The sequence below is a fragment of the Allobosea sp. AK1 genome (assembly GCF_006714945.1).
Taxonomy (GTDB): domain Bacteria; phylum Pseudomonadota; class Alphaproteobacteria; order Rhizobiales; family Beijerinckiaceae; genus Allobosea; species Allobosea robiniae.
In genome coordinates, this window is the sequence record NZ_VFMG01000001.1 from 2,703,623 (window position 1) to 2,729,672 (window position 26,050).

Sequence of the window (26,050 nt, forward strand, 5' to 3'; positions counted from 1 at the left end):
GCCGATACATCGTCATCCTGCGACGATCAGATGCTTTTCTTGATGCGGGCGGAGATCTGCTCCAGTTCCGGCTTCGCAGCGGCCAGGGCCTCCTTCGGCGACATCTTCTTCAGCAGCGCCTGTCCCGCATAGAAGCCGGCGGTCTGCTGGATCTTGTTGGCCTCGGCTGTCTGTGGAACCCAGTTTCGCCCGATCGAGAGAAGGTTGCCGGCGGCGTCGAGGCTGTCCTTGATCGCCTTGGCAAGCACCGGGTCCTGCGCCGTGAATTCCGGGCTGGTCAGGGTCGAAAGACGCGAGGGGACGCCGCCCTTCGCAACGACCTCCTTCGCCTTTTGCTTCGACGTCATCCAGGCGATGAAGGCCCAGCCTGCCTCCTTGTTGCGGCTGTTCGCGGGAAGGCCCAGGCTCCAGCCGCCGACCGGTCCGAAGCGACCTTTCGGTCCGGAAGGGGGCGCGACATAGCCGACCTTGCCGACGATCTTCGATTTCGTCGTGTCGGTGAGCCAGGGCTGCAACGAGGTGGCATCGAACCACATGGCCGTCTTGCCGGAGGCGAAGGCGGAGACTGCCGCATCCCAGCTATAGGTTTCGATATCCGGGGGCGCGTTGGACAGAAGGGCGAGAAGATATTCCAGCGACTGCTGCGTCTCGGGACTGTCGACGGCGACGTCCCAGGTCTTCTGATCGATGACGTTCGCCCCGAAGGCCGGCGTGAACAGTTCCCAGCTCAACGCGAGGGTCCGCCCCGTCTCGGCGCGCATCGAGATGCCATAGAGCCCCGGCTCCTTGTTCTGGAAGAAGCGGGCCGTTTCCAGCAGCTCGTCCATCGTGTCGGGCGCCTTGCGGCCGTATTTCTCGAACAGGTCCTTGCGATAGGACAGGAAGAACGTCTCGCCCGCGACGGGAATACCGAGCGTCTTGCCCTTCGCCGTACCGATGCCCTGCCGGTAGGCGACATGAATATCCTCGAAATCGTAGTCGTCCGGTGTCGCGTCCTTGTCCTTGAGCAGGTCGCCTAGATCCGCCAGCATCCGCTTGGCCTCGTATTCGGCGAGCGCCGTGCCGCGCACCATATAGACGTCATAGGAGGTGTCGCGCGCGGTCTGGGCCAGCAGCTGCTTGGACATGATCTCACCGCTGCCGACGACCTCCCACGTTACCTTGATCCCGGTCGCAGCCTCGAATTCCGGCGTCAGCGCCTTCATGGCGTCCGAGGCGGGATGCGAGATCGCGAGGATGCGGATCTCGCGAGCAGGCTTGCCCTTCAGCCCGGCTTCCCAGGCCGCGAATTCGGCCGCTTGAGCGCTCCCGAACGCCACACCGGTCATGCCGAACACGACACCGGACAGAAGAATCTCGCGACGTGACAAAGCCATGTTTCTCTCCCGCGTTAAGGCTTGTTTGCCCATTTGAGCGCATGTATGCACATATGAGCAGGACGGTCAATTTAGCTGGCTGAAGAGACGGTATCCGCAATCGCGTGGCTCCTGCCTCGCAACATGATCGTGTAACGAGGGTCGATGGACGTAGCTGGGAGCCACGCGATGCTGGAACGGGGACGGTCATGAGCGAGAAGCCGATCGGAGACGAGAGCGTCCCGCGCGCGCGCGGGGCTCGATCCGCGGCCCGCACTATCCAGCTTCTGGAAGTCGCCCGCAGCTTCTACATCGACGAGGAGCCGAAGGTGGCGATCGCCAAGCGCCTGGGAATCAGCCGCTTCGCCGTATCCCGCCTGCTGGAACAGGCGCGCAGCGCCGGGCTCGTCCGCATCGATATCCGCCCGCCGGCCGACGTGGACTTTACCCTGTCGTCAGCGCTGATGCACAAGGCGGGCTTGCGGCGCGCGATCGTGCTTCCCGCCACCGATCCGGCGTCCGAGCTTGCGATACTCGCCGCCGCCGCCGCTTCCTACCTCGTCGAGGCGGGAGCGTCGGAGGACGTCGTGGGCCTTGTCGCGGGGCGGACGACCAGCCGCATCCTCGATCGGATCGGCGAACTGCCCGGCCGCTCGATCGTCCAGCTGTCGGGTGTCAGCCGTGCCACCTATTTCGAACATAACCCGGCCGAGATGATCCGTGCGATGGCCATGCGCTTCCGCGGCCAGACCTTTCCGATCTATGCCCCGCTGCTGCTCGCCGACGCGGCTCTGGTCGCATCCCTGCGCGAGCAGATTGGTATCGCCGACAGCATCGCGCAGTTCGAGAAGCTGACACGCGTGCTGTTCTCAGTCGGGGCCTGGAAACCGGACGGTTCGGGGGTCTTCGAGAGTCTCGACGAGACCGCGCGCGCCGAAGCGGCCGAAGCCGGCGCGACGGCCGAGATCCTGGGACACATTTTTGACGCGGACGGGCGACGCATCTGCCGCTCCCTGTCCGAGCGCTGTCTGACGATCTCCTACGAAGATTTCATCATCGTTCCAGACCGCGTGGCCGTCGGCGGATATGCGCGCGCCAACGCGGTCCTGGCCTGCGTTCGCGCCAAGGCCGCGACCACGCTCGTGACCGATGCGAAGACGGCCCAGTTCGTGCTGGATTCGCTGCCATGATCGACGCTGCGGCAAACGCTCGAGCGGAAGGCGCTGCTTCATGAGCATTCTGGTGTGCGGCGAGGCGATCGTCGACCTGTTCGTGAGCATCGACGACGGAACCATGCGAGCGCAGCCGGTCCTCGGCGGCTCGCCCTACAATGTGGCCATCGGCCTTGCCAGGCTCGGCGTGACGACATCCTTCTTCGGCGGGTTGTCCTCCGACATATTCGGCGCCGCCATCCGTTCACGCCTCGTCGCTGAGGGGGTCGGCGTCGCGCACGCCGTCGAAAGCGCGCGCTTGACCACCATCAGCGTCGTCGGGAAGGACACGGACGGGCAACCCGCCTACGCGTTCCATGGTGAAGGCAAGGCGGATCGCAGCATCGACGTCGCCGACCTGCCGAAGGAGCTCGACAAGGATACGCGCGCCATCGTTATGGGCTCCTTCACGCTGGCGGTCGAGCCCGTCGCGAGCGCGCATCTTGCGCTCGCCCGGCGCGAGGCGGGCAAACGGCTGATCTCCATCGACCCCAACCTGCGACCGACGGTGATCCCTGACCTTGCGCGCTGGCGCCGGCAGTTCGCCGAGTTCCTCCCCGATGCCGGCATCATCAAGGCAAGCGACGAGGATCTCGGCATCGCGTTTCCCGGCATGTCCCATCGCGAGGTGACGGCCAACTGGTTTGCCGCCGGCGCCGCGCTTTGCGTCATCACCCATGGTGCAAAAGGTGCGGTTGCCTGGCGCCCGGGGCGGGACCCCATCGTCGAAACCGGTCGGCCGGTCGAGACCGTGGATACGGTGGGTGCGGGCGACAGCTTCCACGCCGCCCTGCTCGCGCGGCTGGATCAGTACGGCCTCCTGTCACGCGAAGGCGTGGCCGCGCTGGACGACGCGCATGTGTCAGAGGTCCTGGCCTTCGCCGTGACCGCCGCCGCGATAACCTGCTCTCGCCGCGGAGCCGACCCTCCGCGGCTGGCCGAGATGCCGCCAAATCCGGCCAACGCAGACACCGTCCGCGCAGACGCCGTCCGCTAGAGGCCACCCGTTCGCGAGAATGAGACTGCCATGCCCCCCATCGCGCTGAACCGTCGTAACCTGCCGGTCTTACCGCCCTCCGTGGAACGTCCTCGATTCGACCCGGCGCAGGTCAAGGCAGGCATCGCTCATATCGGTCTGGGCGGCTTTCATCGCGCTCATATGGCGCGATACACGCAGGAATTGATGGAGGAGGATCCCCAAGCGCTCGACTGGGGAATCCTCGGCTGCCTGCTGGTGCCCAATGATCGGCGCATGGGAGAAAGCCTGGCTCCGCAGGACGCGCTCTACACCCTCGTCGAGCGGGAGGGGGCTCAGGAGCGCGCTCGGGTCATCGCTTCGCTTGTCGGCCTTGTCGATGCCACGCAGTCAAGTGAAGCACTGCTGGCGAAGCTCGACGACCCGGCGATCAGGATCATCAGCCTCACGGTCACGGAAAACGGCTATTGCCTGAATCCGGCGACGAAGCAGCTCGATCCCGATCACGCGCTGATTCGCGCCGACCTCGAAAGCCCCGGCAATCCCCGCAGCGCGATCGGCCTGATCGTCGAGACGCTTCGTCGGCGGAAGCATGCCGGAACGGCCCCTCCGACGCTGCTGACCTGCGACAACATCCAGCACAACGGGGAGGTTCTCCGCAGGGCTGTCCTGGCATTGGCCGGCTTGAGAGACGATGCACTTGCGGCGTGGATCGAACGCGAGGTCGCCTTTCCCTCGACGATGGTCGATCGCATCACGCCTGTCACGGCGCAGGCGGATATCGATGAGCTCGCCACCCGGCACGGTCTCGCGGATCGCTGGCCCGTCATATCCGAAACCTTCAGCCAGTGGGTGATCGAGGACCGCTTTCCAGCAGGTCGCCCGGCCTGGGAGCAGGTCGGAGCCCAGTTCGTGCCGGACGTCGCGCCGTACGAGTTCATGAAGCTGCGATTGCTCAACGCCAGCCATCTCGCTGTTTCCGGCCTGGGTCAGCTCGCTGGATACGTCACGATCGATGAATCCCTCGCCGATCCGCGAATCCGCGCGGTCATGATGGCCTTGATGGAGCGCGAAACAGGACCGACATTGCCGGACATTCCGGGCGTCGATCTGGCGGCCTACAAGGCGCGGCTCATCGAACGCTTCGCCAATCCGGCCATTCGGGACACCGTGCAGCGCGTCAATACCGACGCGCCCTTGAACTACCTCGTCGATCCGATCCGCGACAGATTGCAGTCCGGCGGCGATGTGACGTTCCTCGCACTGGCTCTCGCGGCTTGGCTGCGTCGTGTTCGCGGAACGGATGAGCAGGGGAAGCCTATCCAGGTTTCGCATCCCATTGCTGAGATTCTGCGTGAGAGAGCGATCGAGGGGGGCTGCGATCCTCGGCCGCTTCTTTCTGAGCGGTCGTTGTTCGGCGAGTTGGGCGACAACCCTCTTCTCGTCGAGGCTACGCATCGCTGGTTGGCATCGTTTTACAATCTCGGGACCCATCATACCCTCGATGAGGCCGAGCGTTTGGCCTCACGTCGACAAGGGTAGGGGCGCCCCACAAGCTGACATTCAAGTTCTGCCAGGAAGCGGACACTTATATACCGAGACTAGTTACCGTCCGATCTTCGCGATATCGGCAGCGAGGTTAACGAGGTAACTGCATTCATCGGCAGATTCGTTGTTCCACCACATCGCGCATAGATTGTGCGATGGGATCGCCGGGCGCGCTTCCAGCACGCGTAATGCCAGTTTCTCTCCCGAGAGATGGATCATCTCGCGCGGGATCATCGCCGCGCCGGTGCCGGCGCTCGCGAGGCGAGCTATCACCGTCAGCGGATTGCACGTATTCAGCCGACGCGGCTTCAGCCCGTGCGCGCCGAACCACATTTGGATGGTCGTGAACAGGCCCGACGGCGAGCTGTTGGTAAAGATCGGCAAGTCGACCAGGTTCTCGGGCGTCGCGATATTGCCGCTGAAGGGAAGGCCCTCGCCGATCACCCAGACCAGATCGATCAGCCAGAGCGGGACGATGGTGACCCCTTCATGGGCGCGCGGCTGCGAGAGGAAGGCGATGTCGATCGAGCGATCGAGCAGGAGCTGTTCAAGCTTGGTGCTGAAGTCGACGGTGACGTCGACCTGCAATTCGGCATGGCGGCGCGCCAGCTGGGCAAGCAGATCGGGCAGGATCGCGGCTGCGAAGGAATCGGCGGCGCCGATCCGCAGGAGACTCCTGCCGCGCAGGCCGTCCTTGCTGTGACGCTGCACCTGCTCGGCATGGGCAAGCATGCGCTCGGTATCGGCATAGATCGCATTGCCGAGCGTCGTCGGCGCCGGACGGTAGAGCGAGCGGTCGAAGAGCTCTCCGCCGAGGATGCGCTCCAGCTCCTTGATGCGCAGGCTGACCGTCGGCTGCGACAGGTTGAGATGCTGGGCCGCGGCGCGGAAACCGCCGAGCCGGGCCACCCAGTAGAACGCTTCCGCCTGGCCGAAGGTATAGCGCATCGTTCAAGACGATAGCGAAAGGCAATCAAGCGGCAAGCACTTCCTATTTTTAATCGTCGGCGCAGCGATCTAGCTTTCTCTCGTTCGGCGCGGCGCCGGCTTCCGGCGCCGCCAAGGCATTGCCAATAAAACAGGGGAAGTTCGATGCTGACCGTGCCGACAAATCGCCGTGCTTTTCTCGCAACTGCAGCAGGCGGAGCCTTGGGCAGCCTCTTGCCCGCAAGCCTGCTTCACGCCCAGCCCAATAACGGCAAGACGCTGACCATCGTCCTGCCGAGCAATCCAATCACCATTGATCCGATAAATCAGCTCAATCACGATGCCATGGTGCTCGGCCAGACCGTGTTCGAGAACCTGGTCGAATACGATGTCGACGGCGTGCTGAAGCCGCAGCTCGCCAAGGCCCTGCCGACCGTATCGGCCGACCAGAAGACGTATACTTTCGAGCTGCGCGACGACGTCACCTTCCACAACGGCAAGAAGATGACGGCGGAGGACGTGAAATACTCCTTCGACTATCTCCTCGATCCCGCCAACAAAGCGCTCCGCCGGCCGATCTTCGCCAAGATCGCGAAGGTGAGCGTGCTCGATACGCTTAAGGTCCAGGTCGAGCTCGCCGAGCCCTACGGGCAGTGGGTCTATTTCCTCACCAAGTACATGGGCATCTTCCCCGCCGGTTCCCGCAAGGAGCATGGCGACGAGTACTTCAAGCAGAGGCCCGCTGGCGTTGGGACCGGGTTCGGCGTCTTCGAGGAGTGGAAGCCGAACGACTATATCAGCTTCAGGAAGAACCCGAACTACTGGCGCAAGGGCCTGCCGGCCTGGGACCGGCTCGTGGTCAAGATGATCCCCGAGGATGCGACGCGTGTCGCCTATCTGCTGACCGGGCAGGTCGACATCATCAGCGCCCCGCCGCCGCGCGAGTTCAATCGCCTGAAGACCATGCCGAACGTGACCGGCGCCTCGCGGCCGACGCTGGGCGGCTCGTTGCTGATGTTCACCAACAATCTCAAGGCGCCGTTCGACGATGTGAATTTCCGCAAGGCGCTGGCCTGCGCCACGGATCGCAAGACCATAGCCGACAAGGTCTATTACGGCCTGCTCGACCCGACCGGCGGGCTCGCGCCACCGCGGGGCTGGTGGTACAATCCTGAGGCCGACAAGGAAATCGCTTTCGACCTGGAGAGAGCGAAGCAGTTCCTGGCCAAGTCGAAATATCCCAACGGCGCCGAGATCGACATCAGCATCCAGGCAGAGCCCTATCTGCTCGACACCAAGGACGCGGCGATCTTCCTGCAGGCGCAGCTCGCCAAGATCGGCATTAAGCTCAACCTCAAGGTCTACGAGTTCTCGGTGCTGATCCAGCAGATCGCCCGGGGCGAGCATCAGATGGCGATGCAGGTCTACATGTCGCCGGGTGAGCCGACCTATACGATCGCCAATACCGTGATGCCCGGGCAGTTCCTGTCGAAGAGCACCGGCTACGACAATGCCGAGCTCAACGCATTGATGTCGGCTGCCTTCGCCGAAAGCGATCAGGCCAAGCTCAAGGACATTTACGGCAAGATGCAGATGATCCTGGCCCGCGATGCGCCGATCGGCGTGCTCGGCTTCGTGCATGCCTCCAATCTCTGGCGCCAGGGCGTGCAGAACTTCAAGGTGAACCAGGCGCTGACGATGAGCGTCGGCGAAGTGAAGCTCTGAGGGCCTGATCGCTCATGCTCCGCCTCGTCGCAGGCCGCATCGTCTCCTCGATCGGCACGCTGCTCTTCGTCGGCCTCGCGCTGTTCGCGCTGACGCGCTCCGGTCCGGGCTCCCCGGCCCGGATCGTGCTCGGGGCCGATGCGACCGCCGAGCAGATCGTGCAGTTCGAGCAGGCACACGGCCTCGACCGCCCCTTCCTGGCGCAATATGTCGCCTGGCTCGGGGATGTCGCGCATGGGGATTTCGGCAAGTCCTTCGTCACCGGCCGCGATGTCGCGAACGAAATCGCCGATGCGCTGCCGGTGACGCTGGCGATCGTGCTCTTCGCCTTCCTGATCGCGCTCGTCTTCGGCATCGGCATCGGCGTGCTCGCCGCGCTCAAGCCGGGCGGAGCCTTCGACCGGGTGAGCCGCTTCGCCTCGGTGCTCGGCCTCTCGATCCCGGCCTTCTGGCTCGGCATCGTGCTGATCCGCTTCCTCGCGGTCGATCTGCGCCTGCTGCCGCCGGGCGGCTATGTCCCGCTTTCGGCCGGCCTGTCGCTGCACCTGCAGAGCATCCTGATGCCCTCGCTCTCGCTCGCGGTCTACTACATTGCCGTGCTGGCGCGGATGACGCAGGCGAGCCTGCAGGAAACCTTGCGCGGCGATTATGTCCGCACCGCCCGGGCCATGGGCCTCTCCTCCCGGCAGGTCGTGTTCTACGCGCTGGTCAACGCGCTGCCGCCGGTGGTCAACCTCGCGGCGCTGTCCTTTGGCTACATGTTCGGCTGGGCGCTGATCATCGAGCAGGTCTTCAACATTCCCGGCCTGTCGCGTGCGCTGCTGAACGCGATCTCGCAGCGCGACTTCCTGCTGCTGCAGGGCATCGTCTTCCTGTTCACCGCGATCTTCGTCTTCGCCAATCTCGGTGCCGACCTGATCAACCGCGTGCTCGATCCGCGCCAGAGGGCGACGGCATGAGCAGCCTGCGCAAAGCCCTGCATGGCCTCGACTGGAGTGGTTGGCTCGGTGCCGGGATCGTCGGGCTGATCGTGCTCGCCGCGATTTTCGCGCCGCTGATCGCGCCTTACGACCCGCTCGCGCTCAATATCGAGGACAGGCTGGCCGCGCCCGACATGAGGCACTGGCTCGGCACCGACCAAGGCGGGCGCGATATCCTCAGCCGCATCCTGTTCGGTGCACGCGCCTCTCTCTTTGTCGGGATCGGTGCCGTGCTGATCGGCGGACTGATCGGCGTCTCCGCCGGGGTTTTCGCCGCCTACAAGGGCGGCCTCGGCGAGCAGATCGTGATGCGCATCGTCGACGGCGTCGCCTCAATCCCGCTGCTGGTCTGGGCGATCGCCATCGTCGGCATCCTCGGCGTCGGGCCGATGCCGCTCGGCCCGTTGCTGTTGCCCAACGAGGTCAAGATCGTGGTCCTCGTCGGCTGCCTGTTCTCTCCGGTCTTCGCGCGCGTCACCTACGCGGTCGCCAAGCGCATCGCCGGGGCCGACTATGTCCGCGCTCGCTTCCTGCAGGGCGCCTCGCACTGGCAGATCGTCATTGGCGACGTGCTGCCGAACTGCCTCTCGCCGATCATCGTGCAAGGCACGCTGCTGGTCGCGATCGGCATCGTCATCGAGGCCTCGATCAGCTTCGTCGGCCTCGGCGTGCAGCCGCCACAGCCGAGCTGGGGCACCATGCTCTCGGATGCCCGCAGCGCGATCTACTCTGGCGAGTGGTGGCTGCCCGTGTTTCCGGGGCTAGCCATCTCGCTGACCGTGATCGGCTTCAACTTGCTGGGCGATGCGGTACGCGACCTGTTCGACCCGCGCAGCGAAGCCAGGACGCTGGTCGCATGAGCCCGGCCCTGCTCAGCGTCGAGGGCCTGCGCGTCGGCTTCCGCTCCGCCGATGGCGGTGTGGTCGAGGCCGTGCGCGGCGTCGACTTTTGCGTCGCGCCCGGTGAAGCCGTCGGCATCGTCGGCGAATCCGGCTCGGGCAAGAGCCTCAGCATGTTGGCGGTGATGCGCCTGCTCGGCGCGCCTGCGCGCGTCACCGGCGGGCGGGTGGTCTTCGATGGCGAGGACCTGCTCGCCGCTGATGAGAAGCGCATGCGGGCGCTGCGCGGACGCGACATCGCCATGGTCTTCCAGGACCCGCAGAGTTCGCTCAATCCGGCGCTGACCATCGGCCGCCAGATCACCGATGTGGTGCGCGCGCATCACGGCGTCTCGTCAGCCGAAGCCAGGCATATCGCGGCGGAAGCGCTGGAGCGCGTCGGCATCCGCGATGCCGGCCGGCGCCTTGCCTCCTATCCGCACGAATTCTCCGGCGGGATGCGCCAGCGCGCGCTGATCGCCATGGCGATCGCCTGCCGGCCGCGCCTCCTGATCGCCGACGAGCCGACCACGGCCCTCGACGTCACCGTCCAGGCCCAGATCGTTGACCTGATCGCGGAACTGCGCCGCGAGCTCGGCCTCGCCGTCGTCTTCATCTCGCACAACCTCCAGCTCGTCGCCGAGATCGTCGACCGCGTCGTGGTGATGTATGGCGGCAAGGTCGTGGAGGATGGGCCGGTCGAGGCGATCGAGCGCGCTCCGCGCCATCCTTATACCAGCCTGCTCAAGGCCTGTGTGCCGAGCCTGTCCGGCCCGGTCGGCCCGTTGACGGCGATCGAAGGCGCGCCGCCGCGGCTCGGGCGCCTGCCGGCCGGCTGCCCGTTCTCGCCGCGTTGCCCCGATGCCGCCGAGCCCTGCGCCAGCCAGATGCCGGCGCTGGTCACTGAGGCCGGGCACCGCACTGCCTGCTGGAGGCCGCGATGACCGGCCCGGTCCTCTCGTTGCGCGGCGTCTCGAAATCCTTCTCGCAAGGCGGGCTGCTCGATCGTCTGCGCAGGCGCGACAATCGGCTCGTCGCGCTCCACGGTGTCAGCCTCGATGTCATGCGCGGCGATGTCGTCGGCATCGTCGGCGAAAGCGGCTCGGGCAAATCGACCTTGGCGGGCCTCGCAGTCGGGCTGGCGCAGCCGACTTCGGGCGAGGTCCTGCTCGACGGTCAGTCGATGACGGAGTTGATGCGCGACCATGCCGGACCATGGCGCCGGCGTGTCCAGATGGTCTTCCAGGATTCGAGCAGCGCGCTGAACCCGCGCAAGAGCGTTGCCCGCTGCCTCGGCGAGACACTGGCATTGCGCGGCGTGCCCAAGCCGCAACGAGAGAGCGAGATCGTCGACCTGCTGACGCTGGTCGGACTCGGCCGCGAGATCGGGTCGCGCCTGCCGCATGAACTCTCCGGCGGGCAGCGCCAGCGCATCGGCCTGGCGCGGGCGCTGGCGATGAAGCCGGAGGTTTTGATCGCAGACGAGCCGGTCTCGGCGCTCGACGTCTCCTTGCAGGCGCAGGTGATCAATCTTCTCTCTCGCCTGACCCGCGAACTCGGGCTGACGCTGCTCTTCATCAGCCATGATCTCGCGCTGGTGCGCACGCTGTGCAGCCGTATCGTCGTGATGCGAAAGGGCGCGATCGTCGAACAGGGCCCTTGCCTCGACGTGCTCGACCGGCCGCAGCACCCCTACACCCAAGCCTTGATCGCCGCCGTGCCCAAAGGCCTCGCCGGCCGACGCACGCCGTTGCCCGTGCGTGCCGATGTGGCGACCCCAGAAACCCGGGAAGACATCCATGGCGCAGCATAGCTACCGGATCGGTATCGACATCGGCGGCACCTTCACCGATATCGTCGTCGCGCGCGACGACGGGCTGATCGAGACCCGCAAGGTGCCCTCGACCCCGGATGATTACAGCCGCGGCATCGCTCAGGCGTTGAAGGCGCTGGTCGAGGATTACCAGACCACGCCCGACCGCATCACCGGCATCGTTCATGCCACCACGGTCGCGACCAACGCCATCCTCGAATACAAGGGTGCTCGCACCGGGCTCCTCACCACGGCCGGCTTCCGCGACGTGCTCGAGATGCGCCGCCTGCGCATCCCGGTGCTCTACGACCTGCAATACGACAAGCCGAAGCCGCTGGCGGCGCGACGCCTGCGTCTCGAGGTCAGCGAGCGTCTCGGTCCCGATGGCGCGGTGCGCGTGCCGCTCTCGCGGGAAGATGTCGTCGCAGCGGCGCAGCGCTTCCGCGACGAAGGCGTCGAGGCTGTCGCGATCAGCTTCCTCCACGCCTATGCCAACCCGCAGCACGAGATCGAGGCCGAGGGCATCCTGCGCGCCGAGCTCGGCGAGGGCGTCTATATCTGCCGCGGCTCGGAGATCCTGCCGGAGATCCGCGAATACGAGCGCACCTCGACCGTGGTGGTGAACGCCTATATCGGCCCGGTCGTGCGCAATTATGCCAGCGCGCTGACGGCGCGGCTCGCCTCCATCGGCGTCACCTGCCAGGTCGAGATGATGCATTCCGGCGGCGGCATCATGCGGCTGGGTTCGGCGGTGAAGCGCGCGGCCTCGCTGGTCGAATCCGGCCCGGCAGCCGGCGTCATCGCCTGCGCGCGGCTGGTTTCCGGGAGCGACGAGCCCAGCATCATCTCCTTCGACATGGGCGGCACCACCGCCAAGGCGGCGCTGATCGAGCATGGCGAGCCGGCCCGCACCACCGAATACGAGGTCGGCGCCGGCATCAACCTGTCGAGCAAGCTGGTCAAGGGCGGCGGCTACCCTATCAAGATGCCCTTCATCGACGTCTCCGAGATCGGCGCCGGTGGCGGCAGCATCGTCGCGATCGACCGGATGAACCAGGTCTCGGTCGGCCCGCAGAGCGCCGGCGCCTATCCGGGACCGGTCTGCTATGGGCTGGGCGGCCGACAGGCGACGCTGACCGACGCTTTCCTCACGCTGGGCTACATCAACGACGTCGCGCTTGCCGGCGGCAGCTTCCCGCTCCAGGCCGATGCGGGCCGCGCAGCGCTCGACGACCAGGTCGCGCGCCCGCTCGGCCTCGACCTCCAGCAGACGGCCCGTGGCGTGCTGACGCTGGCGGTCACCACCATGACGCGGGCGGTCAAGGCGGTCTCGACCTATCGGGGCCGTGATCCGCGCCAGGCGACTTTGGTCGCCTTCGGCGGCAATGGCCCGGTGGTCGCGGCCGAGGTCGCGCGCGCGCTCGGCATCCGCCGCGTCATCGTCCCGCGCGCCGCCGGTGTCTTCAGCGCGCTCGGCCTGCTGCGCTCCGATGTCGAGCAGGAGTTCGTGCGCCCCTCGCGACGGCGGGCGGGCGAACTGGACGATGCCGGGCTTGAGCAGCTCTTCGCCGCGCTCGGCGCCGATGCCCGCCGTATCTTGGCGCTCGAAGGCTATGATCTCGCGCAGGCAGAGTTCCGCTATGCCGCCGACTTGCGCTATGTCGGGCAGGCCTATGAACTGACCGTGCCGGCCAGACGCTTCGACATCGCCGAGCTTAATGAGCTGTTCCATCGCGAGCACGAGCGCACCTACGGCCATCGCTCGCAGAAGGATGCGGTCCATCTCGTCAATGCCCGCCTGACGGCGCGTCTGCCGCTGGTCGCCCCGCCCCAGCAATTCGCCGGGGAAGCGCCGATGCGCCGGACCGACCGGCCGGTCTCCTTCGCTGCAGGCGCGCCGGCTGCGGCCATCGCCGTGATCGGCCGGGCCGATCTCGACGGCACGGCGCGGCGCGGACCCTTCGTCATCGAGGAATACGACTGCACTTGCGTGGTCGGACCTGGCCAGAGCGCCAGGCTCGACGAGGCCGGCAATATCGACATCGCTCTGGAGGCTGCATGAGCAAGCGCGAGATCGACCCGATCACCCTCGAAGTCATCCGCAACGCGCTGGCCTCGACCGCCGACGAGATGGCGCTGATCGTGATGCGCTCTGCCTACTCGCCCGTCGTGCGCGACATCATGGATTATTCCACCGCGCTCTGCGATGCACAGGGCCGGGTGATCGCGCAGGGCCTGACCTTGCCGATCCAGCTCTGCTCCTTCCCGCGGATCATGGGCTTCGTCCGCGAGCGCTATGGCGACGGCCTGAAACCGGGCGACATCCTGATCGCCAACGATCCCTATGGTTCGGGTGGCCAGCATCTGCCGGATATCTACATCCTGAAGCCGATCTTCGTCGGCGGCCGGCTTTCGGGCTTTGCCGCGACGGTGGCGCATCACACCGATCTCGGCGGCATCGTGCCCGGCAGCGTCGCGATCTACGCGACGGAGATCCAGCAGGAAGGTTTGCGCATCCCGCTGCTCAGGCTCTACGACGCAGGCGAACCGGTCGAAGCGGTGTTCCGCATTCTCGAGGCGAACACGCGCTCGCCGGTCGAGGTGCTCGGCGACATCCGCGCCCAGATCGCCGCCTGCAATGTAGCCGAGGAAGGGTTGAAGACGCTCGTCGCCCGGTATGGGGCCGGGATTCTCGACATCTATATCGACGCGCTGCACGACCATGCCGAGGCGATGATGCGCGAGGTCATCCGCGCCCTGCCGAACGGCGTCTACCGCGCGACCGATTACATCGACGGCGTCGGGGTGAATCCCGAACCATTGCCGATCGTCGCGACCGTCACGGTGGCGGACGACACGATCGACATCGATTTCGCCGGAACGGCCGACCAGGTCGCGGCTTCGATCAACTGCCCGATCTCGCTGCCGGAATCGGCCTCCTTCTGCGCCATACGCTGCCTGTCGCAGCAGGACATCCCGAATTGCGAGGGCTATCTCAGGCCGATCACGGTCAGGGCGCCGGAGGGCTGCCTTGTCAATCCGCGCTATCCGGCTGCCTGCGGGGCGCGCGGCGTCGTCGGCTATCGCGTCTTCGATGCGATCATGCAGGCACTGGCGCAAATCGTGCCGGAGCGCGCCATCGGCGGCTCGGAGGGCGGGCCCTATCTGCTCGCCGCCGGCGGCACGCATGAGGGTCGGCCCTTCGTGCTCAACGAGATGGTGGTCGGCACCTGGGGCGCACGCGCCGGCAAGGACGGGATCGAGGGCATCTCCAACCCCGCCGCCAATCTCTCCAACCAGCCGGTCGAGATGATCGAGGCCGACATGCCGGTCGAGGTACTGCGCTATGGTCTCGTGCCGGATACGGGTGGGCCCGGCGAGTTCCGCGGCGGGCTCTCCTTCATCCGCGAGTTCCGCTTCCTCGCACCGGTCCGCTTCGTGCTGCGTGGCGACCGGCGCGACCATCCGCCCTTCGGTTTCGAGGGGGGCCGCCCCGGCGCGCCCTCGGCCCATGTCCTGATCCGCGCGGATGGCACGGAGCAGGGCCTGCCCACCATGCCGATGGAGAGCTTCACGGCGCGAGCCGGCGATGTCTTCCGCCTGATCGGCGCTGGCGGCGGCGGTTCTGGCGATGCGTTGCGCCGCGATCCCATCCGCGTTGAGGACGACCTGCGCGAGGGCAAGGTCACGTCCGAGGGCGCTGCGCGCGATTACGGCGTGGTCTTTGCCGCCGACGGCGTGAGCATCGATCACGACGCCACGGTTCACCGCCGCGCTGCGCTTGTGGAGACGAGGACATGAGCAGGACCTTGTTCGGCGCGGCTGCGCTCAACACGAATCTCGTCGGCGAGGAGGGCAGCCGGGCGCGGCTGGAGACGCCGGCCGCCGTACTCGATCTCGATCTGTTCGAGCACAATATTGCGTTGATGGCACAGACCTGCCGGAAGGCCGGATTGAGCCTGAGACCGCACGCGAAATCGCACAAATGCGCCGAGATCACGCGCAGGCAGATGGCAGCAGGTGCGCTCGGCAATTGCTGCGCCAAGCCAGGCGAGTTGCTTGCGCTGTTCGAGGGCGGCGTGCGCGATCTCCTGCTCAGCGCCCCGATCGCCAGCCCAGCGAAGATCGAGGCGTTGGCGCGCGCAGCCGCCGCGGGCGGGCGTATCGGCGTCGTCGTCGACCGAGCCGATCTCGCCACCGCCTATGCCGAGGCAGCACAGCGGCACGGCACCGCCTTCGATGTGCTGGTCGATCTCGATGTCGGGCTGAAGCGCAGCGGCGTCGCGACGCCGGTTGAGGCTGTCGAACTGGCGAGGCTCGTTTCTGGGCTGCACGGGCTGCGCTATCGCGGTGTCCAGGCCTATCAAGGCCGTGTCCAGCATATCGACGACTTCATCGCGCGTCGCGCCGCCAATCAAGAGATGGGCAGGTTGCTGGCGTCGATGATCGAGGCGCTGCGCGAGGCTGGGATGGCACCGGAGATCGTCTCGGGCGGCGGCACCGGCAGCCATCTCCTCGATGGCGAGGATCGGTTGCTGACCGAGATTCAGGCAGGCTCCTATGTCTTCATGGACGAAGCCTATGGCAGTGTCGACATGCATGGCCGAGGCGGCCCGGAGTTCAAGCCGGCGCTGCGCATCGCCGTCACCGTGATCGGGCACAGTTCACTCGGCTTCGCCATTACCGATGGCGGCAGCAAGAGCTTCGCGCTCGACGGGCCGCCGCCACGCGTCTTCCTGAACGGAGAATTGGTCGGGCGGATCGAATGGTGCGGCGACGAATTCGGCCGCGTCCTTGCGTCGGAAGGACAATCTGCGTTGCCAATCGGCACGGTTGTCGAGTGCACTGTTCCGCACTGCGACCCCACCATCAACCTGCATGACGTCCTTCACGTGGTCCAGAACGAGAAGCTGGTTGCGCTATGGATGGTCGAGGCTCGGGGACGTGCTGACTGAGGCTGGGCGGGTATTGTAAGAGGCGCAAGCGCCAGGGGCGGACATTGATCCATCACCAGAAACCGGACATTCAGCTCAAATCCGCAGCCATGCTGAAGACCAGATCCGGGGGTGACACGGGATTTGGGGCCGACCCGTGGACCGCGGCGCGAGGTGCTGTCCTGCATTGAGCAATGGGGCGGGCGGCGTGGAAACCTTGCCCCCACCCCAAAGATCGCTCAGCCGATCCTCAGGCCACGCTTGATCGTGGCGTAGAGATAGGCCGCTTCTTCCCGGGCTTCGGGCGACACCGTGACGGCACGCAGAAAGCTGTGCTCAAGGTTCTTGGCCACGCGGACCTCGGCCTTCGCGCCATCCGCGTTCATCCGCTCGCCGTAGAGCAGGCCTTCGTCGTAAAGCGGATCGAGCTCGGCGACATGGATGAAGGCCGGCGGCAGATCGGCGTAGTTCGTGGCCTGCAGCGGCACGGCATAAGGATCCTTGGTGTCGAGCTTATCCGACAGATAGGCCTTCAGATAGAATTCGAGGTCGTTCTTGTTGAACTGCGGATCGTGGTTGATCCGGACATAGCTGTCGGTCTCGATATTCGTGTTCATCGGGCCGGGATACAGCAGAACCTGCATCGCCAGCTTCGGCCCCTGGCGATCACGCGACATCATCGAGATGGCCGCGGTCAGGCCGCCTCCCGCGCTGTCACCGGCGATCGCGAGGCGGTCGAGGTCGATCTTGTAGCGATCGGCGTATTTTTCGAGCCATTGCAGCGTGAAAAAGCCGTCATCGACCGCAGCCGGATAGGGGTTCTCCGGAGCCCGGCGATAATGGACGGCGACGATCTGGGCGCCGGTGCCGGCCGCCAGGTTCGCAACCACCGTATCGTGGGTATAGAGGCTGCCGGACATATAACCGCCGCCATGGAAGTAAACGATCGTCGGCTGCTTCTCGTCCGTCTTCTGGCTGTAGATCCGGATCGGAATCTCGCGCCCCGGCGCGGCGATGAACCAGTTGGTGACGGTGATGCTCGCCGGATACGGCTCCTTGAAGATGTCGGCATAGGCCTCGAACTGCGCGCGGCGCTCATTGGGATCGCGCGGGCGGGCCTTCGACCCACCGCGAACCTCGCTCACCCGCTTCTTGTATTCCGTCATCGCATGTTCAATCATTTCGGCGTTCCTCTTCTTCGGTCATTCGTGGCGCGGCATCGGCCACTCGGAAGGCATCAGATCCACGGCAACTTGCCGGGCTGGACATGTCTGGGATTTAGTCGGCAGCGTCTCTCGGCGAGCTCAGGTCGCGTAGCCCGTCGCCCAGCAGGTTGATGCCGAGCACCAGGACCACGAGCGCGACACCGGGAATCGTGATCACCCAGGGCGTGAAGAAGACGTAATTCCGCCCTTCCGCGATCATCAGTCCCCAGGATGGAAGCGGCGGCTGAACACCGAGCCCCAGGAACGAGAGCGCTGCCTCGAGCAGAATCGCGTGGGCGATTTCGAGCGTGAACACGACCAGGATCGGACCCAGGATGTTCGGCAGCACATGGCGCAGCATGATCCTGGCGTCGGAGCCGCCATAGGAGCGCGCTGCGATAATATATTCGCTGTCGCGCAACTGCATGACCGTGGCCCGCGTTACCACAGCGAAGCGATCCCATAGCAGCAGGCCGAGAACAGCGACCACGACGGTCAGAGAGCTTCCGATCAGCCCGACAACCGCGAGCGCGACCAGAACGATCGGCATGGCGAGCCGCACGGTGACGAAGAAGGAGATCATCAGATCCAGGCGGCCGCCATAGAAGCCGGCCAGCATGCCCAGCAGGATACCGATCGAGCCCGAGATCAGGACGGTGCCGAAGCCGATCAGCAGCGAAATCCGGCTGCCGTAGATCAGGCGGCTGAGATAATCGCGGCCGAGCTGGTCGGTCCCCAGCATATGGGCCCAACTGCCTTCCGCTGCCCAGACCGGCGGCTTCAGCCGCATCGGCAGGTCCTGGAGATAAGGGTCATACGGGGCCAGGAGCGGCGCCGCGACCGCGCAGAGAACGGCGAGGAGGACGATCGCGCCGCCGACGCTCGCGCCGGTGTTGCGCAGCCAACGCCTGGCGCGCGCGCCCAGCACCGAGGCCGACGACGGCCCGGAGAGAGACATATCGGTCATTGCAGACGCACCCGGGGATCGATTGCGGCATTCAGCAGGTCGGACGCCAGCGTGAGGACCACGAAGATCATCGAGAACATCAGCACGATCGACTGGACGACGGGGAAGTCGGCTCGCTGGATCGATTCCCAGCTGAGATAGCCGACGCCATGCAGCGCGAAGACCGTCTCGACGACCGTCGAGCCCCCGAGCAGGAAGCCGAACTGGACCGCAGCGAGCGCCACGACCGGCATCAGCGCGTTGCGCAGGGCATGGGTTGTGACGATGGCCCTGAGGCTCAGCCCCTTGGCGCGCGCGGTCCGGATGTAGTCCGCATGCAGCACCTCGATCATCCCCGCCCGCGTCAGGCGCATGATCGCCGGCATCGCATAATAGGCGAGCACGATGATCGGCAGGATGAAGCCCTGCCACTCCTCGCTTCCCGACAAGGGCAACCACTGCCAGTGCAGGCCGAAGATGTAGATCAGCATCAGCGCGAGCCAGAAGCTCGGTACCGCCTGGCCAACCACCGCCGTCGTCAGGCAGAGCCGGTCCAGCCAGCTGTTTCGATTCAGGGCCGCGCAGATGCCGAGCGGGATCGCCAGCAGCAGGGCCAGCCCGATCGCCAGCGTCGCGACGGTGAAGGTGACCGGGACGCGTTCCAGGATCAGCGCCGAGACCGGCTGCTTGAAGTAGTACGATTCCCCCAGATCGCCGCGGATGATGTTCCCGAGCCAGTCGAGATATTGCAGCGCAAGCGGCCGATCCAGACCATAGCTGATGCGGATCTGCTCGACCTGCTCGGAACTTGCGCCCTCACCGGCCAGCGCCTGGGCGAGATCGGCCGAGAGGCGCAGCACGGTGAACGACACGACCGAGACCGTGAAGGCGACCAGGACGGCGACGAGGATTCGTTTCAGCGCGAAACTTGCCAATGCGAACCTCCCTCAGAATTGGGGCCGATCGAAAGGTTCATGAAGGTCACTTCCAGGAAGCGCGGTAGAAGCGGTTGATCTCATCCGGAGACGGCGTGAAATCGAGCTCTTTCGAGAAAGCGTAATTGTTGACGATTTCAACGAGAGGCAGCCAATAGACCTGATCCAGGATGCGGTCCTGCGCCTCCTTGTAGAACTTCGTCCGCTCCTCGACAGATTGCGTGCCGTCCGCCTTGCGGATCGCCTCGGTCACGACCGGGTCCCGCGAAAGGTCCTGCGGCGCCTCGCCGAAATAGGTCCCGAAGGCGATCGAGGCGTCGCTGATACCCCAGAAGCCGGTCGAGGCGTGGAAGAGCGGCATCTCGCGCTTGACCCATTTGTCGCGGAAGGCGGCCCAGACGTTGAAGTTCATGGCGGCGCGGATACCGACGCGCTGGAGATCGCCGATCACCGCCTCGGTGATGAAGCGGTCCGAGGTCGAGCCGATCGAGGTCTCGAAACCGTCCGGGAGCCCCGCCTTGGCGAGAAGCTCCTTGGCCTTGGCCGGATCATAGGCGTAATCGACCCCCGGCGCGGGACAGGCAAGCTGCTTGGTCGCGCAGACGGTTTTGAGCGTGGCCGCTCCGCCACGGATGAGATTCTTGGCGATCGCGTCGCGATTGACCGCATGGGCGACGGCGCGCCGGACCTCGGGGCGCGCGAGCGGCGACTGCGGGTCAAGCGCATTGAAGGTCAGGAAGGCGACCCGCAGGGTTGGCGAGCGCTCGACCCGGATGGTGGGGATGCTCTCCAGTTGGTCGGCCTGGTCCGGCGTCAGCCGCCACAGGAATTCGGCGCGCTTGGTCATCAGTTCGCCCATCATCAGGTTGAGGTCTTTCTGGGTCCGGACGACGATCCGCTTGATGCGCGCCTTGGGCTTCGTCCCGCCTGTGAAATAGGCGTCGTTCCGTTCCAGCACGTATTCGCGCCCGGGGGAGAACGAGGTGACCTTATAGGGACCGGTGCCGACCGGATTCTTGCCCATTCCGGCGGTGCCGACCTTCTTGTAGTATTGATCCGGATAGATCGGCACGCCCAGCGTGAGATATTCCAGCGCGGCCGGGAACGGGCGCTTCAGCTTGATGCGCACGGTGTATTGATCGACCTTCTCGACGGCGTCGATCCAGCTGACCATCTGCACCAGGAGGATCTTGTTGTTGGGATCCTTGACGTAGTCGATCGTGTAGACGACGTCGTCGGCGTCGAAATCCTCGCCGTTATGGAATTTGACGCCCTTCCGCAGCTCGAAGAGGAGGCTGGTCGGGCCCTCCCACTTCCAGCTCGTGGCGAGATTACCGACATACTCCCCGGTCTTGGGATCCCGATCGACGAGCCCGTCCCAGACGTTGTTCATCAGGGTGAGGCCGGAGTGATCCGTGAAGTAATAGACGTCGAGGGTGGTCTGCTCGCGATCCCATGACACGGTGAGCGTGTCGTTGGCCTTTCCGGCAAAGGCAGGAGTTGCGGCAGCAAGGCCGAGCAACAGAGCAGCAGCGCGTGAGACGGTCATCGCAATCCCCTTGATATCGTTGGAAATGATCGAGTTCTCCGGCCGCGCAGCGGCAGCCGTTTCGCCTGGCCATCTGGACGGGTCACAACTCCGAAGGTCAGCAAGCGCAGGAGGAACCCCGGCGCTGCGGCGGGCATGCCGATTTGACAGCGATGTCGGCGACAGCGACGCCTTTCCCGGAAGGCATCTGCGAAACTGCGGCATTCGAGCCTCCCAAGGCGACTTTCTCCGGGGCTTCGTGAACATTGCTTCACTATGTTGAATTCGATGTCAAGAGATTGAGGTGTCCCATGAGGGTTGCTGCGCCGCGAGGTCTCTAATAGTGCTGATATCGTTTGATAATTTTGTTGGAGGCCAATATCGCATCAAGGCAATTGCGCCCTTCAATGAATTTCACTATGGTCTGTTTTCACTTTAATGGATTTCCCTGCATGCCGAAGCCTCTCTCTGTCGCGACCGATCCGGCGCCCTCCGATGATGACGCCGCCCAGATCGGGCAGCGGCTGCGCGCGCTCCGCACCGACAGGAAGCTCACGATCCTCGAACTGGCGACAAAGGCGGGGCTGTCCGCCGGGATCATCAGCCAGATCGAGCGCGGCAATTCGAACCCCTCGATCAGCACGCTGCAGAAGCTGAGGAGCGCACTCGGGGTGAATCTCTGGGCCTTCCTCGAGCGGGAGCCGGAGACGAATGACGAGCCAACCTTCGTGCGTCGCCGGGAAAACCGCCCGCGCTTCGTCGTCGGGCCCGGCCTCCTGACCAAGGAGCTGCTGTCGCCGAAGGATAACAACCAGCTCCGCTTCATGATCCTGACCTTGCCGCCGGGCGCGACCAGCGACGACGTCCTGACCGGGCCGGGCGACAAGGCCGGCTACGTCCTTTCCGGCCGGGTGGAGCTGGCTGTCGGCAACGCCGTGGCGGAGATCCGCGAGGGCGACAGCTTCCAGTTCGAGAGCAGCATCCCGCATCACCTGGTCAATCGCAGCAGCGAAGAGGCCAAGCTGGTCTGGATCATCCGTATCAGAGAGGCACACCTTTAAGCGGTAGGCGGCGGTTGGTTCCGCCCCGCCGGTCTTCTTCCACTCGCGCAACGAACAGAGGCACAATGATCACCCGTCATGAAGTCACCGGCCGCCTGAGCAAGGTCCTGATTGCGAACGGCTTCGCTTTCCTCTCCGGGCTGACCGCCAAGGACCGCAGCGGCGGCGTGCGTGAACAGACGGCCGATATTCTGGCCCAGATCGATTCCTACCTCGCGATGGCCGGCACCGACCGCACCCGTCTCGTCACGGCCAATATCTGGCTGAAGGATGTCGGCACGTTCAACGAAATGAACGCCGTCTGGGAAACCTGGGTCGACCCCGAGCGGCCGCCGGCGCGCGCGACGGTCGAGTCCCGGCTCGCGGCCGACGACATCCTGGTCGAGGTTCAGGTTCAGGCGCTCGTCTAGGGGCGCCGCAGGCGCCGCGCCTTTCCACGTCCTTCTTCAAGAAAATCGGTTGCGACATGTCACGAGATCCTGCTGTTCCCAGCATGCTCCCAGGTGATCCGTCCTGGTGGTTCACCGATGCATTGAAGGCGGAGGGCGGCGTGGCGCCGTCGCCCTCGCTCAGCGGTGAGATCACGGCCGATGTCGCCATCGTCGGCGGCGGTTTCACGGGATTATGGACGGCTCTGGCTCTGCGCGAGCGCGCGCCTGGACTGAGCGTGGTGCTCATCGAGGCCTCGCTCTGCGGCTCGGGGGCGAGCGGCAAGAATGGCGGCAAGACCCATGGTTACTGGGGTTCGCTCGGCGGGATAGAAGCCTCGCTCGGCGCCGATGCCGCGCTCGCCGTCGCCCGTGCCGGCACCAAGGCGCAGGATGCCATCCGCCGCTTCGCGACCGCGCCGGGGCGTGACGTCTGGTGGCGTGAAAGCGGCAATGTCCGGATCTCCACCTGTCCAGCGCAGGACGCCAAGGTCGCAGCCTCCGTCGCGACGGCCGAACGGCTGGGAGTCTCCGACACCGCCAGGGCGCTCTCACCGGCGGAAGTCGCGGCCTATTGCAAGTCGCCCGTCTTCCGCGGCGGCATCTACCTCCCCGAAGGTGCCAATGTGCACCCGGCCCGGCTCGCCCGGGCATTGCGCCGCGCCGCAATCGAGGCAGGCGTCACGATCTACGAAAACACGCCTCTGTCCGGTCTGGACAGCGGCTCGCCGAACCGGCTTCGGACGCCGGGCGGGCAGATTCTCGCACGCGACGTCGTTCTCGCCACCAATACCGGTCTCGCCAGCCGTCGCGAGATCAAACCCTATGTCAGCGTCTTTTCAAGCTATGCGTTGATGACCGAGCCCGTGCCTGAGAAGCTGGAGGAGATCGGCTGGACGGGCGAGCAAGGCCTCGCCGACATGCGCATGTTCGTGCATTATTTCCGCACGACCATCGACGGGCGTGTGTTGATGGGATCGGGCTCGGGCCCGATCAGCTACAATGGCAACGCGGTCGACCCCATCCTGACGCAGGATGCGGCATCGGCCGCCAGGGCTGAGCGTGGCCTGCGGCGACTTCTGCCCGGCCTGGGCAATGTCGGAGTGGCCAGGATCTGGGGTGGTGGCCTCGACGTCTCGTCCGATCGCCTGCCGTTTTTCCGGACCTTGCCCAGCACGCGCGTGCATTATGGCTGCGGCTATTCCGGCCATGGCGTCAACCCCACCTATATCGGCGGACAATCTCTCGCTTCGCTCGTCCTCGGCGAGCAGGATGAATGGGCCAATCTTCCGTTTTGCCGCCGAGAGCTGTCCGCGCTGCCGCCGGAGCCTTTCCGGGTTGTCGGAGGCCGTTTCGTGCGCTGGGGCATTATCGGCTGCGAGGAGGCGGACGAACGCCGCGAGACGCCCTCGGTGGCGATGCGCGCGGCTGCCGCGATTCCGAAGGTGTTCGGGCTGCGTATCGGCACCCGCTGATTACCTCCCATACTGCGGCAAAGCAGTCATTCGCTGCCGCTCGCAAAAGCGATCGAGGAGCTGAAGTTCAGCTGTCCTGTCTTGTTAGCCCGCTGGCCGATCTAGGCATCGACCAGAACGGGGCTATCGAGAATTTCGGTGCGCACGTCGACACTCAAGCCGAACTGGCGTTGCAGGCCTGGGGAACGGATTTCGCGCATCCGAGCGCTCGTCTGCGTGTCCCTTCCGACATGCTGCAAGCAATGGCGAGCCACAACCAATCGAAGATGCCTATAGGAGTGCTTCTCGCTCGTCGGCTCGCTTATAACCTGATCGTATAACGACATAACGAGAAACCATCTTGAGATCGGATTGAATGCTTCTAACCTGCCTTAGTCGGCATAAGAACGCCCTTGATTTGAGGCGGCCTGACGACGCAGGGGAATTTAGAACAGGATGTCCGCAGAGTTTATCCTCAAGAGATTAGCTTACATCATTGTTACGCTATTTCTCATTTCGGCTGCGATATTTTTTGTTACCCAAATTCTCCCGGGCAACGCTGCCCAGATGATCTTGGGAGAGCATGCCGCGCCCGGGCAGATCGAAGAACTCGTCATCAAGCTTGGGCTGAACCGGCCGAGCATCGTCCAATATGGCGACTGGCTGGGTGGCATTCTTCGAGGCGATTGGGGCACCTCGCTGGCGATCGGACAGCCTGTCCTCAACCTGACGCTGACGGCGCTCGCGCGCTCTGCGGTGCTGGGGGCCGTCGCGCTCATTCTGGTGACGATCGTAGCGATCCCCCTCGGCGTCCTCGCCGCCGACCGGCAGGGGCGGCCGACGGACGTCGCGGTCAGCGTCGGGTCCTATATCGGCGTTTCGTTGCCCGAGTTCGTGACCGCCACGCTGCTGCTGGTGATCTTCACCCGCCCCGAGCTCGGCCTGTTTCCTGCCGGGGGATATGTCTCGGTCGCCGAAGGCGGCGTGGCCGCCTTCCTGAGCCATCTCGTCCTGCCTGCGGTGACGCTGACCATCGTCATGACCGCCCATATCTCACGCCAGACCCGGTCGGAAATGGTCGAAGTGCTCGAGAGCGACTATGTCCGAACGGCTCGGCTCAAGGGGCTCTCGCACCGCGCCGTGCTCTGGCGCCACGCGCTCCCCAACAGCCTGCTGCCGACCATCACGATCATCGCCCTCGATGTCGGCTACCTCATCGGCGGCATTCTCGTCGTCGAGGAGGTCTTCGCCTATCCCGGAATCGGGCGGCTGATGATCTTCGCGATCCAGAACCGGGACCTGCCGCTTCTGCAGTGCGTCGCGCTGATCATCTCGGCGATCTACGCGCTCGCCAACCTGATCGCGGATCTCTCCTATGCTCTCGTCGACAGGCGCATCAAGTATGACTGACCTCATGCCGCCCTGGCTCGGCCGCCTGCTGAGGAACCCCCTGGGCATTGCCGGGGTCGTCATCCTCTCGGTGCTGATGGTGGCCGTGGTCTTCGGGCCCGCGCTCGCGCCCTTGCTACGATCGCCATCAGGTTGTCGTAGAAGGCGAAGGCCTGTTTCTCGACGCGGGCTCAGCGACGATCGACCTGTCCGAGGCTTTGAAGCCGGTTCAGTATGGCGGCGAGTTGAAGATTGTCAGCCGATTGGAAAATGGACCGGTAAAAGTCCTCAATCTGATGATCAACCGATCCGAGGCTACCGGTGGAATGACGGCCATGGGCGCAGGGAGCAGTGCAGATTTTCGACCGGGCGCCCATGTTTTTTATGCCGTGAAGGAAGACGCCCACCTTTGTCTAACCGGCACCATGCATCACGTCTCGGCGGGAGACGCGATCGCCCTTGAAGCGGCAGAGCCGTTCGTGGCTACCGTCCAGACCGGCACCCTCATCGCAGCGTCGATCTATACCAAATGAGCGGATGACCACCGCACGTTCTGCGGCGTTGCGCCATGGGCGAACATTGGCTCCTGACGGCAATCGCATTGCCTTCCAGCAGCAGGGAAGCGCACCGCAGCGCGGAACATTGCGGGCCTCAGAACGGAGCGGCCCGCAAAAACGATCTTGCCGGCCACTCCGAAGGGCTAAACGCATTTGGCTACGAGAACAACGCTCGCGCGACATCGAAAGAATCTGGATGC

Annotated in this window: 21 protein-coding genes and 1 pseudogene; 16 read left to right on the forward strand and 6 right to left on the reverse strand. The window is 65.0% G+C overall.

The genetic code is table 11. The features are described 5' to 3' along the window. Positions 1-26 precede the first annotated feature (26 nt). Positions 27-1,376 (reverse strand): ABC transporter substrate-binding protein, encoded by a 1,350-nt coding sequence (locus FHT98_RS13405; protein ID WP_185745152.1) that lies wholly within the window; start codon positions 1,374-1,376, stop codon positions 27-29. A 188-nt stretch (positions 1,377-1,564) separates the two neighbouring features. Between FHT98_RS13405 and FHT98_RS13410 the strand changes: the two genes are divergently transcribed. The 3 genes from FHT98_RS13410 to FHT98_RS13420 are packed head-to-tail and all read left to right on the forward strand — an operon-like array spanning position 1,565 to position 5,084. Then, a complete protein-coding gene (locus tag FHT98_RS13410; RefSeq protein ID WP_142114338.1) occupies positions 1,565-2,545 on the forward strand; it encodes a sugar-binding domain-containing protein in 981 nt (326 codons plus the stop codon). Positions 2,546-2,585: 40 nt separating this feature from the next. After that, positions 2,586-3,563, forward strand: a complete 978-nt coding sequence (locus FHT98_RS13415) for a carbohydrate kinase family protein (protein ID WP_142114339.1) — start codon at positions 2,586-2,588, stop codon at positions 3,561-3,563. Positions 3,564-3,593: 30 nt separating this feature from the next. Further along, on the forward strand, positions 3,594-5,084 hold the full coding sequence (locus FHT98_RS13420) for a mannitol dehydrogenase family protein (RefSeq protein ID WP_142114340.1): 1,491 nt from the start codon (positions 3,594-3,596) through the stop codon (positions 5,082-5,084). Positions 5,085-5,147: 63 nt separating this feature from the next. Here FHT98_RS13420 and FHT98_RS13425 read toward each other — a convergent pair whose 3' ends face one another. Beyond that, positions 5,148-6,038, reverse strand: a complete 891-nt coding sequence (locus FHT98_RS13425) for a LysR family transcriptional regulator (protein ID WP_142114341.1) — start codon at positions 6,036-6,038, stop codon at positions 5,148-5,150. A gap of 201 nt (positions 6,039-6,239) precedes the next feature. On the opposite strand from FHT98_RS13425, the gene FHT98_RS13430 reads away from it, so the two are divergent. The 8 genes from FHT98_RS13430 to FHT98_RS13465 are packed head-to-tail and all read left to right on the forward strand — an operon-like array spanning position 6,240 to position 16,368. Beyond that, entirely contained in the window at positions 6,240-7,742 is a 1,503-nt protein-coding gene (locus tag FHT98_RS13430; RefSeq protein WP_185745153.1) for an ABC transporter substrate-binding protein, read from the forward strand. 14 nt (positions 7,743-7,756) lie between these two features. Further along, positions 7,757-8,701, forward strand: coding sequence for an ABC transporter permease (locus tag FHT98_RS13435; protein ID WP_142114343.1), 945 nt, complete (start codon positions 7,757-7,759; stop codon positions 8,699-8,701). After that, positions 8,698-9,582 carry an ABC transporter permease gene (locus FHT98_RS13440; protein ID WP_142114344.1) on the forward strand — a complete coding sequence of 295 codons (885 nt, stop codon included), beginning with the start codon at positions 8,698-8,700 and terminating at the stop codon, positions 9,580-9,582. The genes FHT98_RS13435 and FHT98_RS13440 overlap by 4 nt, the downstream gene beginning before the upstream one ends. Further along, complete coding sequence (locus FHT98_RS13445) at positions 9,579-10,544, forward strand: ABC transporter ATP-binding protein (protein ID WP_142114345.1); 966 nt, start codon at positions 9,579-9,581, stop codon at positions 10,542-10,544. Before FHT98_RS13440 ends, FHT98_RS13445 begins: the two co-directional genes overlap by 4 nt. Beyond that, the gene (locus tag FHT98_RS13450; protein ID WP_142114346.1) at positions 10,541-11,413 is read left to right on the forward strand and encodes an ATP-binding cassette domain-containing protein; all 873 of its coding nucleotides are present in this window, start codon (positions 10,541-10,543) and stop codon (positions 11,411-11,413) included. Before FHT98_RS13445 ends, FHT98_RS13450 begins: the two co-directional genes overlap by 4 nt. Then, positions 11,400-13,475: a hydantoinase/oxoprolinase family protein gene (locus tag FHT98_RS13455; RefSeq protein WP_142114347.1), complete on the forward strand. Its 2,076-nt coding sequence runs from the start codon at positions 11,400-11,402 to the stop codon at positions 13,473-13,475. The genes FHT98_RS13450 and FHT98_RS13455 overlap by 14 nt, the downstream gene beginning before the upstream one ends. Further along, positions 13,472-15,214 (forward strand): hydantoinase B/oxoprolinase family protein, encoded by a 1,743-nt coding sequence (locus tag FHT98_RS13460; protein WP_142114348.1) that lies wholly within the window; start codon positions 13,472-13,474, stop codon positions 15,212-15,214. Before FHT98_RS13455 ends, FHT98_RS13460 begins: the two co-directional genes overlap by 4 nt. Further along, positions 15,211-16,368 carry a DSD1 family PLP-dependent enzyme gene (locus FHT98_RS13465; protein WP_142114349.1) on the forward strand — a complete coding sequence of 386 codons (1,158 nt, stop codon included), beginning with the start codon at positions 15,211-15,213 and terminating at the stop codon, positions 16,366-16,368. The genes FHT98_RS13460 and FHT98_RS13465 overlap by 4 nt, the downstream gene beginning before the upstream one ends. A 218-nt stretch (positions 16,369-16,586) precedes the next feature. Here the strand turns inward: FHT98_RS13465 and FHT98_RS13470 are convergent, their stop codons facing one another. The 4 genes from FHT98_RS13470 to FHT98_RS13485 form a co-directional block, all read right to left on the reverse strand. Next, a complete protein-coding gene (locus FHT98_RS13470; protein ID WP_142114350.1) occupies positions 16,587-17,528 on the reverse strand; it encodes an alpha/beta hydrolase in 942 nt (313 codons plus the stop codon). Between the two features lie 97 nt (positions 17,529-17,625). Then, on the reverse strand, positions 17,626-18,519 hold the full coding sequence (locus tag FHT98_RS13475) for an ABC transporter permease (RefSeq protein ID WP_142114351.1): 894 nt from the start codon (positions 18,517-18,519) through the stop codon (positions 17,626-17,628). Then, complete coding sequence (locus tag FHT98_RS13480) at positions 18,516-19,433, reverse strand: ABC transporter permease (RefSeq protein ID WP_091857331.1); 918 nt, start codon at positions 19,431-19,433, stop codon at positions 18,516-18,518. The genes FHT98_RS13475 and FHT98_RS13480 overlap by 4 nt, the downstream gene beginning before the upstream one ends. Before the next feature lie 46 nt (positions 19,434-19,479). Continuing rightward, positions 19,480-20,982 carry an ABC transporter substrate-binding protein gene (locus tag FHT98_RS13485; RefSeq protein ID WP_185745154.1) on the reverse strand — a complete coding sequence of 501 codons (1,503 nt, stop codon included), beginning with the start codon at positions 20,980-20,982 and terminating at the stop codon, positions 19,480-19,482. Between the two features lie 431 nt (positions 20,983-21,413). Here FHT98_RS13485 and FHT98_RS13490 point away from each other — a divergent pair, with 431 nt between their 5' ends. The 5 genes and pseudogenes from FHT98_RS13490 to FHT98_RS13510 all read left to right on the forward strand — a co-directional run. Beyond that, positions 21,414-22,022 (forward strand): cupin domain-containing protein, encoded by a 609-nt coding sequence (locus FHT98_RS13490; protein WP_061970784.1) that lies wholly within the window; start codon positions 21,414-21,416, stop codon positions 22,020-22,022. A gap of 65 nt (positions 22,023-22,087) precedes the next feature. Beyond that, positions 22,088-22,432, forward strand: coding sequence for a RidA family protein (locus FHT98_RS13495; RefSeq protein WP_142114353.1), 345 nt, complete (start codon positions 22,088-22,090; stop codon positions 22,430-22,432). An 83-nt stretch (positions 22,433-22,515) separates the two neighbouring features. Continuing rightward, on the forward strand, positions 22,516-23,925 hold the full coding sequence (locus tag FHT98_RS13500; RefSeq protein WP_248309215.1) for an NAD(P)/FAD-dependent oxidoreductase: 1,410 nt from the start codon (positions 22,516-22,518) through the stop codon (positions 23,923-23,925). A gap of 435 nt (positions 23,926-24,360) precedes the next feature. Beyond that, a complete protein-coding gene (locus FHT98_RS13505; RefSeq protein ID WP_061970776.1) occupies positions 24,361-25,314 on the forward strand; it encodes an ABC transporter permease in 954 nt (317 codons plus the stop codon). Between the two features lie 122 nt (positions 25,315-25,436). Beyond that, a pseudogene (locus FHT98_RS13510) lies at positions 25,437-25,826 on the forward strand (HutD family protein); the annotation flags it as partial. Positions 25,827-26,050: the final 224 nt, after the last annotated feature.

Excerpts from the sequence above, each read along its gene's own strand:
- FHT98_RS13495 (WP_142114353.1), top strand. The coding sequence starts at position 22,088 with ATGATCACCCGTCATGAAGTCACCGGCCGCCTGAGCAAGGTCCTGATT.
- FHT98_RS13420 (WP_142114340.1), top strand. The coding sequence starts at position 3,594 with ATGCCCCCCATCGCGCTGAACCGTCGTAACCTGCCGGTCTTACCGCCC.
- FHT98_RS13435 (WP_142114343.1), top strand. The coding sequence starts at position 7,757 with ATGCTCCGCCTCGTCGCAGGCCGCATCGTCTCCTCGATCGGCACGCTG.
- FHT98_RS13440 (WP_142114344.1), top strand. The coding sequence starts at position 8,698 with ATGAGCAGCCTGCGCAAAGCCCTGCATGGCCTCGACTGGAGTGGTTGG.
- FHT98_RS13410 (WP_142114338.1), top strand. The coding sequence starts at position 1,565 with ATGAGCGAGAAGCCGATCGGAGACGAGAGCGTCCCGCGCGCGCGCGGG.
- FHT98_RS13460 (WP_142114348.1), top strand. The coding sequence starts at position 13,472 with ATGAGCAAGCGCGAGATCGACCCGATCACCCTCGAAGTCATCCGCAAC.
- FHT98_RS13505 (WP_061970776.1), top strand. The coding sequence starts at position 24,361 with ATGTCCGCAGAGTTTATCCTCAAGAGATTAGCTTACATCATTGTTACG.
- FHT98_RS13465 (WP_142114349.1), top strand. The coding sequence starts at position 15,211 with ATGAGCAGGACCTTGTTCGGCGCGGCTGCGCTCAACACGAATCTCGTC.
- FHT98_RS13425 (WP_142114341.1), bottom strand. The coding sequence starts at position 6,038 with ATGCGCTATACCTTCGGCCAGGCGGAAGCGTTCTACTGGGTGGCCCGG.
- FHT98_RS13415 (WP_142114339.1), top strand. The coding sequence starts at position 2,586 with ATGAGCATTCTGGTGTGCGGCGAGGCGATCGTCGACCTGTTCGTGAGC.
- FHT98_RS13490 (WP_061970784.1), top strand. The coding sequence starts at position 21,414 with ATGCCGAAGCCTCTCTCTGTCGCGACCGATCCGGCGCCCTCCGATGAT.
- FHT98_RS13485 (WP_185745154.1), bottom strand. The coding sequence starts at position 20,982 with ATGACCGTCTCACGCGCTGCTGCTCTGTTGCTCGGCCTTGCTGCCGCA.
- FHT98_RS13455 (WP_142114347.1), top strand. The coding sequence starts at position 11,400 with ATGGCGCAGCATAGCTACCGGATCGGTATCGACATCGGCGGCACCTTC.
- FHT98_RS13405 (WP_185745152.1), bottom strand. The coding sequence starts at position 1,376 with ATGGCTTTGTCACGTCGCGAGATTCTTCTGTCCGGTGTCGTGTTCGGC.
- FHT98_RS13470 (WP_142114350.1), bottom strand. The coding sequence starts at position 17,528 with ATGATTGAACATGCGATGACGGAATACAAGAAGCGGGTGAGCGAGGTT.
- FHT98_RS13500 (WP_248309215.1), top strand. The coding sequence starts at position 22,516 with ATGCTCCCAGGTGATCCGTCCTGGTGGTTCACCGATGCATTGAAGGCG.
- FHT98_RS13450 (WP_142114346.1), top strand. The coding sequence starts at position 10,541 with ATGACCGGCCCGGTCCTCTCGTTGCGCGGCGTCTCGAAATCCTTCTCG.
- FHT98_RS13445 (WP_142114345.1), top strand. The coding sequence starts at position 9,579 with ATGAGCCCGGCCCTGCTCAGCGTCGAGGGCCTGCGCGTCGGCTTCCGC.
- FHT98_RS13475 (WP_142114351.1), bottom strand. The coding sequence starts at position 18,519 with ATGACCGATATGTCTCTCTCCGGGCCGTCGTCGGCCTCGGTGCTGGGC.